General features: G+C 73.1%; 9 protein-coding genes. 3 read left to right on the top strand and 6 right to left on the bottom strand.

Annotated features, from left to right (window positions below):
- Nucleotides 1-116 precede the first annotated feature (116 nt).
- Complete coding sequence (locus tag G567_RS27495; RefSeq protein ID WP_084795966.1) at nt 117-830, bottom strand: TetR/AcrR family transcriptional regulator; 714 nt, start codon at nt 828-830, stop codon at nt 117-119.
- A 110-nt stretch (nt 831-940) separates the two neighbouring features.
- On the opposite strand from G567_RS27495, the gene G567_RS0108090 reads away from it, so the two are divergent.
- Both G567_RS0108090 and G567_RS27490 read left to right on the top strand, forming a co-directional pair.
- Nucleotides 941-3,661, top strand: a complete 2,721-nt coding sequence (locus G567_RS0108090) for an MMPL family transporter (protein ID WP_028929592.1) — start codon at nt 941-943, stop codon at nt 3,659-3,661.
- Nucleotides 3,661-5,892, top strand: a complete 2,232-nt coding sequence (locus tag G567_RS27490) for a YhgE/Pip domain-containing protein (protein WP_051232567.1) — start codon at nt 3,661-3,663, stop codon at nt 5,890-5,892. The genes G567_RS0108090 and G567_RS27490 overlap by 1 nt, the downstream gene beginning before the upstream one ends.
- A 4-nt stretch (nt 5,893-5,896) precedes the next feature.
- Here G567_RS27490 and G567_RS0108080 read toward each other — a convergent pair whose 3' ends face one another.
- From G567_RS0108080 to G567_RS0108060, 5 genes are all read right to left on the bottom strand, one after another.
- Nucleotides 5,897-7,081 (bottom strand): S8 family peptidase, encoded by a 1,185-nt coding sequence (locus G567_RS0108080; RefSeq protein ID WP_028929591.1) that lies wholly within the window; start codon nt 7,079-7,081, stop codon nt 5,897-5,899.
- Nucleotides 7,082-7,236: 155 nt separating this feature from the next.
- A complete protein-coding gene (locus G567_RS0108075) occupies nt 7,237-8,331 on the bottom strand; it encodes a sulfate/molybdate ABC transporter ATP-binding protein (RefSeq protein ID WP_028929590.1) in 1,095 nt (364 codons plus the stop codon).
- A complete protein-coding gene (locus G567_RS0108070; protein ID WP_051232614.1) occupies nt 8,328-9,101 on the bottom strand; it encodes an ABC transporter permease in 774 nt (257 codons plus the stop codon). The genes G567_RS0108075 and G567_RS0108070 overlap by 4 nt, the downstream gene beginning before the upstream one ends.
- 68 nt (nt 9,102-9,169) lie before the next feature.
- On the bottom strand, nt 9,170-9,958 hold the full coding sequence (gene modA / locus G567_RS0108065) for a molybdate ABC transporter substrate-binding protein (RefSeq protein WP_028929588.1): 789 nt from the start codon (nt 9,956-9,958) through the stop codon (nt 9,170-9,172).
- A complete protein-coding gene (locus G567_RS0108060) occupies nt 9,955-10,359 on the bottom strand; it encodes a TOBE domain-containing protein (RefSeq protein WP_028929587.1) in 405 nt (134 codons plus the stop codon). Before G567_RS0108060 ends, modA begins: the two co-directional genes overlap by 4 nt.
- Before the next feature lie 69 nt (nt 10,360-10,428).
- Here G567_RS0108060 and G567_RS0108055 point away from each other — a divergent pair, with 69 nt between their 5' ends.
- Nucleotides 10,429-11,631, top strand: coding sequence for an acyl-CoA dehydrogenase family protein (locus tag G567_RS0108055; protein ID WP_028929586.1), 1,203 nt, complete (start codon nt 10,429-10,431; stop codon nt 11,629-11,631).
- The last annotated feature ends 3 nt before the right edge of the window (nt 11,632-11,634 follow it).

Genomic DNA, 11,634 nt, shown 5'->3' with positions numbered 1-11,634 from the left:
GCGCCAGGAGCATATTCCGATCCGCTCCTGCAAGACAGGTGGCCGGAACAGGTCGCAAATGCGGATCGATGTCGACGGCGGTCATCGAGCACAGCGGGCGAGGGCGCCGTGGCCTCTCAGCGGACCTGCCCCTCGACCCGCTCCGGCCAGGCGACCAGCGCGGTCAACAGCTGCGGCAGCAGCTGGGTGAGGTACCGGTTGTCGCGCGAGAGCTGCTCGCCCTCGAACGCGGCCTGCCGCAGCACCGCCTCGTATATCCCGCTCATGACGACGACGGCGTCGCGCGGCGGCACGGTCAGGACCAGCCCGAGCCGGTCGAGCGCGGCGACCAACGCCTGGCCGAAGGCGTCGCAGAGCCGATCCTGCATCGTCGCGACCTGCGCGCGCAGCGCGGGTTGACGCAGTGCATGGGCGTGGAACTCGCTGGTCAGCAGGTACCACTCCGGGTCGGCGATCGGCTCCATGAACAGGCTGGCGACCTCGGCGATGGCCTCGCGCAGCGCGGCTTCGTCGCGGATCTCGTTGTGGTGCATCACCTTCTCGACGAGGGCGGTGAGCCGTCGCAGGCGGCGCTCGGTCTGCTCCTCGTCGACGGCGAGGAACAGCGCCTCCTTGCTGTCGAAGTTGGAGTAGAAGGCGCCCCTGGTGAACCCGGCGCGTTCGCAGATGGCCTCGACGGGGGCGTCGGCGATTCCGCGTTCGGCGAACACCTCGTACGCCGCCTCGATCAGCCGCCGCCGGGTGTCGGCGCGTCGCCGGGTGGTGCGGCCCGGTGCCGCCCCGTCGGCCGGCTCGGCCGCCGTGGTGCCGGGCTCCGGTTGCAGGCGCATGTCGTGTCCTTCGCTGTGGTGCCCCGAGCGTAACGGATACATCCTGCATCCGATACATAGTGTATTCCGATACGGTCTGTATCAAGTCCAGCCGCTCCGGGAGCTCGCTCGTGTCCTCAGTCCTCTACCGCCTCGGGCGGACGGCCGCGCACAGGCGTGCGGCCGTGCTGGCCCTGTGGATCGCGCTGCTCTGCGCGGTCGGTGGCGCCGCCGCGGGTCTCGGCCGCGGAACCGACGACGCCTTCGCCATCCCCGGCTCCGAGTCCCAGGACGCCCTCGACTACCTCGGGCGCGTCTTCCCGGAGCTCAGCGGCGCCTCGGCACAGCTGGTCGTGGTCGTGCCGGAGGGCGCGCGGGTGGACACGCCCGCCGCCACCGCGACCGTCCACGCCGCGGCCGGGCGGATCGAGCGGGTCGACCAGGTCGCTGCGGTCGTCGACCCGTTCGGCGAGCACGCGCGCGACGCCGTCTCGCCCGACGGCCGGGCGGCCTGGATCCCGGTGCCGCTCGAGGTCAAACAGGCCGAGGTCACCCAGGCGACCCGCGACGCCCTCACCGGCATCGCGCGCGACCTGCAGGCGCAGCTCGGCGGCGGCGCGCGTGTCCACGCCGGTGGGGACGCCTTCGCCGAGCTCGTGCCGTCGCTCGGTGCGACCGAGATCCTCGGCCTGGTCGTCGCGCTCGTCGTGCTGGTGGTGCTCTTCCGGTCGTTCCTCGCCGCGGGCCTGCCGCTGCTCACCGCGGTCGTGGGGGTCGGCGTGGCCGCGGGCCTCATCTACGCGGCCACCGCGGTCGTCCCGATCTCGTCGACGGCCCCGATGCTCGCGGTGATGCTCGGGCTCGCCGTCGGCATCGACTACGCGTTGTTCATCCTGTCGCGGCACCGCGACCAGCTCGCGGAGGGGCTCGACGTCGAGGAGTCCATCGCCCGCGCGGTCGCGACCGCGGGTTCCGCCGTCGTCTTCGCCGGGTTGACGGTCCTCATCGCGCTGCTCGGCCTCGCCGTCGCCCGGATCCCCTTCCTCACCACGATGGGTATCGCCGCCGCCCTCGGCGTCAGCATCGGGGTGCTCGTCGCCGTCACGTTGGTTCCCGCCCTGCTGGCCTTCGTCGGCGCCCGCCTGCGTCCGCGCCCGGCCCGCCGGCGTCGGCTGCGCCTGTGGCCGCGTCGCCACGGCCGGGCCCGCCCGCCGCTCGGCCTGCGGTGGGTGCGCCTGGTGACCAGAGCTCCGCTGGTCACCGTCCTCGTCGTGGTCGCAGGCCTGGGGCTGTGCACGCTCCCGGCGGCCGACCTGCGGCTCGCCCTGCCCGACAACGGAACTCAGGCCGAGGGCAGCCCCGCCCGGGAGACCTACGACGTGGTGGCGCGGCATTTCGGGCCGGGCTACAACGGTCCTCTGCTGGTCACCGTCGACATCCTGGCCAGCACCGATCCGGTCGGGATCACCGAGGCCGTCGCCGACGAGATCAGGGCGGTCGACGGCGTCGCGTCGGTCCCGCTAGCCATCCCCGACCCGAAGGCCCATATCGGCATCGTCCAGGTCGTGCCCACGACCGCCCCGGACTCGGCCGAGACCGCGGAGCTCGTGCGGGAGCTGCGCTCGATGCAGGAGCGGCTCCGCGAGCGGTACGGCGTCGACACCGCCGTCACCGGCATCACCGCGGTCGGCATCGACGTGTCCGCGCAGCTCGGGCGCGCCCTGCTCCCGTTCGGGATCCTCGTCGTGGGCCTCTCGCTCGTGCTGCTGGCTATGGTGTTCCGCTCGATCACGGTCCCGATCAAGGCCACCGCGGGGTACCTGCTGAGCGTCGGCGCGGCGTTCGGCGCCACGTCCTTCGTCTTCGGGCAGGGGCATTTCGCCGACGCGCTGCACGTCACCCGGCCCGGCAGCGTCATCAGCTTCCTGCCCATCATCCTGATGGGCGTCCTGTTCGGTCTCGCCATGGACTACGAGGTCTTCCTCGTCTCCCGGATGCGCGAGCACTACGCCCACAACGGCGATCCCGAGGAGGCGATCGAGTCCGGGTTCGTGTCGGTGTCGCGGGTCGTCGTCGCCGCCGCGTTGATCATGTTCGTGGTGTTCGCGTCGTTCGTGCCCGAGGGCACCACGACCATCAAGCCGATCGCGTTCAGCCTTGCCGTCGGGGTCTTCGTCGACGCCTTCGTGGTGCGCATGACCCTGGTTCCCGCGGTGCTGGCACTGCTCGGCCGCCGCGCCTGGTGGCTGCCGGCGTGGCTGGACCGCAGGCTCCCGGTCTTCGACGCCGAGGGCGACGCGCTCGTGCACGAGCTGCGGCTGGCCGACTGGCCCGGCCCCGGCTCGCGCGAGGTCGTCAGCGCCCGCGACCTGCGGGTCGCCGACGACCGGGGCCGCGCCGTCTTCGACGGTGTCGAGATCCACCTCGGGCCCGGGGAGGTGCTCGGCATCCACGGCTCCGGACCGTGCGGCAAGACCGCGCTGCTCGCGGCGCTCGGGGGCCGGGTCACGACGGTCGAGGGAGACCTCAAGGTCTGCGGGAAGGTGCTTCCCCAGCACGGGCACGCGGTGCGCGCGCGGGTCGCGCTCGTCGCGTGCCGGGACACCGCGGACCCGGCGGGCGAGATCCGCCGCGCCCTCGTCGAGGGCGCACCGCTCGTGCTGCTCGACGACCTCGACACGGTGGTCCGCGTCGAGCAGCGCCGGGCACTGCGCGACCTGCTCGCCGAGGCCACCGGGACATCGACCGCCGTCGTCTTCACCTGCCAGAGTCCCGCGCTGCTGCGGGACGTGCTGCCGGTGCACCGGGCCGCCGATATCGCCCTGTCCGTTCCCGCCCTCGAGGTCGCCTGATGCGCAACCCCTTCGCCCCGTCCGCCCGGGCCACCGCCTCCGACCCGCTGACCTGGCGGACGTGGACCGGCCTCATCCTCGTCCCGCTGCTCGTCGCGGGGCTGCTGACCTGGGCGTTCTGGTCCCCGCTTCAGCGCCACGACGCCGCCACCGCGGCGGTGGTCAACAACGACGAGCCCGTCACCGTCAACGGCCAGATCGTCCCGCTCGGCCGCGAGCTCGCCGGGAACCTCACCGAGAGCGACGACGGCTACACCTGGGTGCTCACCAGCGCCGACGACGCCCACGCCGGCCTCGCCGACGGCACCTACGCCGCCGTCGTCACCATCCCCGAGGACTTCTCGGCGCGCACCACCTCGACCGCCGCGGACCAGCCGCTCGACGCGAAGCGGGCCCTCGTACGGATCGAGACCTCCCGCAACGCCGGGCTCGTCGACCCGGTCGCGAGCAACGCGGTCGCCCAGGCGACGCTGGCGGCGCTGAACCGGCAGGTCGTCCAGACCTACCTGGAGAACATCTACGTCGGCTTCTCCGAACTGCACTCCCAGCTCGGCGACGCCGCGGACGGGGCGGGCGGGCTCGCCGAGGGCACCGACCAGCTCGCGAGCGGGGCGGCGGCGCTCTCGGGGGGCAGCGACACCCTCGTCGTCGGCCTCGGCCGGCTCGGTGAGGGCTCGGGCCGCGTCGCGACCGGCGCGGACGAGCTCGCGGGCGGCGCCGCGCGGCTGAGCACGGCGGCGTCGCGGCTGTCCGACGGAGCCGCCGGGCTCGCGACCGGAACCGAGCGGCTCGTCACCGGCTCGACCCAGCTCGCCGACGGCCTCGACGAGGCCGCCGAGGACACCGCCTCCCTGCCTGAGCTCACCGCGCAGCTCGCCGACGGGGCGCGTCAGGTCGCCGCCGGCAACCGTCAGATCGCCGACACGGTCGCCCCGCTCGCGGACCGGGTCATCGCCGCGGTGGACGCGCTGCCCTCCGCGGCCGAGCGGATCGGGGAGCTCGCCGCGCGGTGCGAGGCCGGCGGCGGGCAGCCGTCGTTCTGCGCCGAGCTCACCCAGGCGGCCGACCGGGTCGCCGCCTCCGCGGGGACGATCGACGGCGAGCTCACGAAGATCCGCTCTGCGGCGGCCGAGGCGAAGACGGCGGTGGCGGCGTTGGCGAGCGGCGCCGAACAGGTCGCCGACGGCAACGCGCAGCTGGCCGCGGGCGTCAAGGACCTCGCGGGCGGTCTGGCCGGCGCCGCCTCGGGCGCGCGCGAGCTGAACACCGGGGTGGCGCAGGTCAACACGGGTGCCCAGCAGCTCGCGTCCGGGGCCGACCAGCTCGCCACGGGCACCGCGACGCTCGCCACCGGAGCCGCTCAGCTCGCCACCGGTGCGTCCGGCGTGGCCGACGGCGCCGGGCAGGCCACCGGTGGCGCGCGGGAGCTGGCCGCCGGCGCGGGCCGGCTCGCCGACGGCGCGACACAGGTCGACGGCGGCGCCACCGACCTTGCCTCCGGGCTCGCGCAGGGCCGCGACCAGGTGCCCAGCTACACCGACGCCGAGCGCGCCCATCTCGCCTCCGTCGCCGCCGAGCCTGCCTCGTCCGACACCACCGGGATCCCCGACTTCGGCCGGGCCGCCGCGGCGTTCGTCCTCGTGCTGGCGCTGTGGTCGTGCGCGCTGGCCACCTACCTGGTGATCGCCGCCGTCCCGCCGGACGTGCGCACCGCGCGCGGCGGCACGTGGCGGATCGTCGCGCGGGCCGCGCTGCCGGGCGCGACGGTCGCCGCCGTCGCCGCGGCGCTGCTCGGTCTGCTGATCGCCCCCGTCCTCGGTCTGGCGGTCGGCGGGTGGTTCGCGTTGCTGGGCGTCCTGCTGCTGAGCGCGCTGGCGTTCAACGCGGTGAACCAGGCGGTCGTGGCGGCCCTGCGGCGGCCGGGCCGCATCGTCTCGACCGCGGTGCTCGTGCTGACCCTCGCGGCGGGCGTCGTGTCCACCGTCCCCGGGTTCGTCGCCGCCGTGCTGTCCTTCCTGCCGACGCACGGCGCGCTGCTGGCGATCCGCGCCGTCACCACCGGCGCCGACGGTGCGCTGCGCGGCGTCCTCGAGCTGATGGCGTGGCTCGTGGCCGGGCGCGTCGCCACGCTCGTCGTCACCGACTGGCGCCGCACCCTGTCGGCGCGGGAGCTGCGCCTCCCGTCGCCATGGTCGACCATCACCGACGCGGCCCGGCCGCTCCGCGGGTGAGCACTCAGAGCCCGCCGGTGTAGAGCAGCCGGTTCGCCGTGCCCCCGGCACCGCCGCCGCTGACGATGCCGGGCGTGGCGTGGTCGAGGATCCGCTGCCGCACGGTCGCGCTCGGGGCCTCCCCGAAGCGCTGTTTGTAGAGCGCGGCGACGCCGGCGGCGAACGGCGCGGCCATCGACGTCCCGGAGTACGACGCCGTCCGCCCACCCGGCGTGGTCGAGACGATCCCGGTGCCGGGCGCGTAGAGGCCGACGCACGGACCGGTGCTGGAACTGCTGGCGCGCCGGTCGTCGATGGTGGAGTTGGCGACGACGAGGACGTCGCGCGCGGCCCGCGGGGCGACCGCGCAGTCGTCGGAGGCGGTGTTCCCCGCCGAGGCGGCGACGAAGACCCCGGACGCGACGAGCTGCGACACTGCCGAGGTCAGCATCTCGGACGGGCCGTAGCTCCACGACATCACGGCCACCGCGGGGCCCTGCCGGTTCTTCGCCACCCAGTCGATGCCCGCGAGCAGCGAGGACAGCGTCCCGGTGCCGTGGCAGTCGAGCACCTTCACCGAGCGCACCTGGGCCTGTTTGGCCACGCCGTAGGTCCGGGATGCCGCGATCCCGGCGACGACGGTGCCGTGGCCGTCGCAGTCGCCGGGGGTGTCGTCGATGGTGTTGGTGCCAATCCGGGCGCGGCCCTGGAAGTCCGGGTGGCCGACGTCGACGCCGGTGTCGAACACATAGACGGTGACGCCCGCGCCCGTCGCCTCGGTATGGTAGCGGCCGTCGAGCGGCAGGCTGCGCTGGTCGAGGCGGTCGAGACCCCAGTTCGGGGGATCCTGCTGCACCGCGTCGGTGGTCGCCAGCCGGGTCGCGCGCGGTTGGAGCGGGCTCATCCGACGGTCCGTCTCGACGCCCAGCACGCCGGGCCACCGCCGCAGCCGGTCGACCTGTTCGGCCGTCATGCCGGCCGCGAACCCGGTCACGGCGTGGGTGAACGTCGCCGTCGGCCGGACGCCCACGGCCTGCGCGGCCGCGATCGCGGCGATCTCGGTCCGGGTGTGCACGACATAGCGGGCGAGGTGGTCGGCCGGACCGGGACGCTCGGCAGCCTCGGCGGCCCCTCCCGCGGAGCCGAGCAGTGCGCCGACGAGCTGCAGGACGATCACTGCCGGGAGAACCCGCAGGAGCAGTCGCGTCACGTTCGGCGACCTTACGGCGACAGTTCGACGAGGAGAAGCCACACGATCGTGTCAGGTGATGCGGATGTGTCTTCCGCGGTCGAAGGGGAAACACGCTACGTGTTGATCTGTGCACGGTATGGGGTCGCCGGGACATGCCCCGTCGCCGCCCGGGCTCAGCCGCCCGCAGCGTGGATGGCCACCTCGGTCGCCTTGACCGCGAACCACAGCCCGGCGCCCGGCTCCACGTTCAGCTCGGCCACCGCAGCGGGTGTGACGTCGGCGGCCAGCCCGTCGACCCACTCCGGCCCCTCCGCGGACGCGCTCGCCCGCAACCGCACCACGTCGGCGCGCGGTTCGATCGCCGCCAGCACCACCGGGACGACGTTGCGCGGGCTGCCGTCCGGCCGCTCGATGTGGACGGCGACGGACGACGGGGGGAACACCGCTACCGCCCGGTCGCCCGCGACGACGTCGGCATCACCGCGGCCGAAGACCATCGGGCCGTCGTCGGTGCGCAGACCGCCTTCGCAGGCCCTTCCCGACACCAGGTTCAGGCCGGCGATCCGCGCTGCGAAGGGGCTGCGCGGACGCGCCAGGACGTCTCGGGTCGGGCCCTGCTCGACCACCCGCCCCGCCGTCAGCACCACGACCCGATCGGCCAGCACCAGCGCGTCCAGTGCGGAGTGGGTGACCAGAACGGTCGTCTGCTTGGCGTCGCGGATCATCCGGCGAAGCAACGCACGCATCGCCGGGGTGGCGTCGACATCCAGCGCCGCCAGCGGCTCGTCGAGCAGCATCACCCCCGGTTCCGGGGCCAGCGCGCGAGCCAGCGCGACCCGCTGCTGCTGGCCGCCGGACAGCTTCGCGGGCTTGCGCCCGGCGAACTCGGCCGCGTCCACCTCGGCCAGCAGCCTGCGGGCGCGTTCCTCGGCCGCGGCTTTCCGCATCCCCTGGGCGCGTGGGCCGAACGCGACGTTGGCCAGCGCGGTGAGATGGGGGAACAGCAGGCCCTGCTGGGCGAGTAGCCCCACCCCCCTGCGGTGCGGCGGCACCAGCAGCCCGGAGGTGGTGTCGGTGACCGGCCGCTCCCCCAGCCGCACGTACCCGGAGTCCGGCCGGAGCAGACCGGCCAGCACCCCGAGCAGGGTGGACTTGCCCGCACCGTTGGGGCCGAGCACGGCGAGCACCTCCCCGGGTTCGGCGGCGATCGCCACGTCCAGGGTGAACTCGGGGCGGTGCAGCTTGACCGCCAGCTCGAAGCCGGTCATCGGAGTCCCTCGGCGCCTCGCGGCCGCAGCACGACGATGACCAGCAGCGAGACCACGACGATCATCAGCGACAGTGCGATCGCCGAGTCGATGTCCACCTCGCGCTCGAGGTAGACCAGCAGCGGAAGGGTCCGGGTGGTGCCCTCCAGGCTGCCGGCGAAGGCGATCGTCGCCCCGAACTCGCCCATCGCCCGCGCGAATGCGAGCACCGCCCCGGACACCAGGCCGGGCAGGACCAGCGGGACGGTGACCCGACGGAACACCAGCCCGGCGGACGCCCCGAGCGTGGCCGCGACGGCCTCGTAGCGCTGGCCGGCGGTCCGCAGCGCCCCCTCCAGGCTCACCACCAGGAACGGCATCGCCACGAAGGTCTGGGCGAGGATCACCGCCGCGGTGGTGAACGGAATGGTGATCCCGAACCACAGATGCAGTGCCTGCCCGATCAGCCCGGTCCGGCCGACGGTGAACAGCAGGGCGAGACCGCCCACCACCGGGGGCAGGACGAGGGGGAGCAGCACCAGCGACCGCAGCACCCGCAGTCCCGGAAGCCGGCTGCGGGCGAGGATCGCGGCCAGCGGACCGCCGAACAGCACGCAGAGCAGCGTCGAGATCCCGGCGGTCTCCAGCGACAGCCGCAGCGCCGTGAGCGCGGACTCGCTGAGCAGCAGCTCGGGCATCCGTGCCCAGTCCGCCTCGAGGGCGAGCCCGACCACCGGCAGGGCGACCAGCGTGAACGCGGCGACCGCCGGCAGCCAGAGCCACCGGGGCAGACCGATGCCGATATCGTGCCTGTCGTGGGCCTTCCGCTCGGCATCGGCCTGCGCCGGGAGGGTCGCGGTCACGATCCGGCGGGTGTCCCGAATCCGGCCGTCTCCAGGACCTTCGCCCCGACCTCGCCCCGGACGAGCTCGACGAACTGCGTGGCCAGCTCCTGGTTCTTGCTCGAGGTCACGACGCCGATCGGGTAGTCGTTGATCGCCTTCTCGGCCTCCGGGAAGTTCACCCCGTCCACCTTGCCCTTCTCGGCGGCGACGTCGGTGACGTAGACCAGGCCGGCGTCGGCGTTACCGCTGATCACCTTGCCGAGAACCGACCGGACGTCCGGTTCCTCGCTGACCGGCTTGAGGTCCACGCCGGTGGCCTGCTCGACCTTCTGCGTCGCGGAGCCGCACGGCACCTGCGGTGCGCAGACCACGAGGGTGGTCTCGGGCTCGGCCAGGTCGGCGAAGCTCGCGACGCCCTTCGGGTTGCCCGGGGCGACGGCGATCTGCAACCGGTTGGTCACGAAGACCTGCGGCTCTCCGACGATCATGGCCTTGTCGGCGACCACACCCATCTGCTTGGTGTTGGCCGAGGCGAACACGTCGGCCGGTGCGCCGCTGACGATCTGCTGCGCCAGGTTCGACGATCCGGCGAAGTTGAACCGCACCGTCACCCCGGGGTGGTCGGTCTCGAAGCGCTTCCCGAGCTCGGTGAACGTCTCGGTGAGCGAGGCCGCGGCGAAGACCGTGAGGGTCTGGTCCGATGCGCCGGAACCTTCCGCCGCGTCCGAACCCGCCGAGCCGCCACCGCACGCGGCCAGCACCAGGCCGAGCCCGGCGATGACGGCTCCCAGCATCCTTCTCATGAACTTCCCCCAGGGGTTTCCACCACGACCGTCGTCGACTTCACGACCGCCACCGCCAGCACTCCGGGTTCGAGTCCGAGCTGCCGGACGGCCTCGCTGCTCATCAGCGACACCACCCGGTGTGGGCCGCACTGCATCTCGACCTGCGCCATCACCCGGTCAGTGATCACCGACGTGACGAGTCCGACGAACCGGTTGCGCGCGGACGTCCGCACGTCCGACGGGTCGGGTGCCGCGTGGGCATGCTCCCGGGCGAACGCGGCCAGCGCGGCACCGTCGATGACCTTGCGGTTCGACGCGTCCGGCTGCACCGGCAGCGTCCCGGCGTCAACCCAGCGTCGGACGGTGTCGTCACTGACACCGAGCAGCCGAGCTGCTTCAGCAATCCTGAACTGCGGCACGCTGCGCATCTTATATCCGCGAATGCGGATCTCACCAGCGGGTGGTCCTCGTGTGGTTTGCTGCCGGTCGTGGACTTCGAACCGAGCGCTGCGGCCGCCGACTACACGAATCGGATGCGGGAGTTCCTCGAAGAGAAGGTGTTGCCCGCCGAACCCGCCTACGAGGCATGGCGGGCCGAGCGGCGCGGGACCCCGCAGGAATGGGACCTGCCCCCGGTGGTCGAGGAGCTCAAGGCGCAGGCGCGGTCCCGCGGGTTGTGGAACCTGTTCCTGCCGAGCGTCTCCGGCCTGTCGAACCTCGACTATGCGCCCGTCGCCGAGGTGTCGGGCTGGTCGCCGGTGATCGCCCCGGAGGCGATCAACTGCCAGGCGCCCGACACCGGAAACATGGAGACGCTGCATCTGTTCGCGACCCCGCGGCAGAAGGCGCAATGGCTCGAGCCGCTGCTGGTCGGGGAGATCCGTTCGGCGTTCGCCATGACCGAGCCCGACGTGGCGTCGTCGGATGCCACGAATGTGCGCACGACCATTCGCCGCGAGGGAGACGAGTACGTCATCTCCGGCAAGAAATGGTGGATCTCGGGCGCCGCCGACGCCCGATGCAAGATCGTCATCGTCATGGGCAAGACCGACCCGGACGCCCCGACGCACCGCCAGCAGTCGATGGTGCTGGTGCCGCGCGACACGCCGGGACTGGAGATCAAGCGGCATCTTCCGACGTTCGGCTATCAGGACCAGCACGGGCATTCCGAACTGGAGTTCCACGACGTCCGGGTGCCGGTCGAGAACCTGCTCGGCGAGGAGGGCAGCGGGTTCGCCATCGCGCAGGCCCGGCTCGGCCCCGGCCGCATCCACCACTGCATGCGGCTGATCGGGATGGCGGAGCGGGCGATCGACCTGATGGTTCGCCGCGCGCGCGAGCGCGTCGCGTTCGGCCGCCCGCTGGCCGGCCAGGGGGTCGTCCGCGAGCAGATCGCGCAGTCGCGGATCGAGATCGAGCAGGCCCGGCTACTGGTGCTCAAGACCGCATGGCTGATCGACAATGCCGGCGCCAGGAGGGCCGCCACCGAGATCGCCGCGATCAAGGCGGTCTGCCCGCGGATGGCCTGTGACGTCATCGACCGCGCCATCCAGATCCACGGCGGCGCCGGGATGAGCGACGACGTCCCGCTGGCCTACTTCTATGTCTGGGCCAGGGCGCTGCGGCTGGCCGACGGTCCCGACGAGGTGCATCTGCGCACGGTCGCCCGCCAGGAACTCGGGCGGCACTAGCCG

Origin of the sequence: Pseudonocardia asaccharolytica DSM 44247 = NBRC 16224, assembly GCF_000423625.1 — a bacterium.
Classification (GTDB): Bacteria; Actinomycetota; Actinomycetes; order Mycobacteriales; family Pseudonocardiaceae; genus Pseudonocardia; species Pseudonocardia asaccharolytica.
The sequence above is the reverse complement of the archived record's forward strand: the minus strand, read 5'-3'. Positions and strand labels throughout refer to the sequence as shown.

Coding starts and splice junctions, on each gene's coding strand:
- G567_RS27495 (WP_084795966.1), bottom strand. CDS start 830: ATGCGCCTGCAACCGGAGCCCGGCACCACGGCGGCCGAGCCGGCCGAC.
- G567_RS27490 (WP_051232567.1), top strand. CDS start 3,661: ATGCGCAACCCCTTCGCCCCGTCCGCCCGGGCCACCGCCTCCGACCCG.
- G567_RS0108075 (WP_028929590.1), bottom strand. CDS start 8,331: ATGACCGGCTTCGAGCTGGCGGTCAAGCTGCACCGCCCCGAGTTCACC.
- modA (WP_028929588.1), bottom strand. CDS start 9,958: ATGAGAAGGATGCTGGGAGCCGTCATCGCCGGGCTCGGCCTGGTGCTG.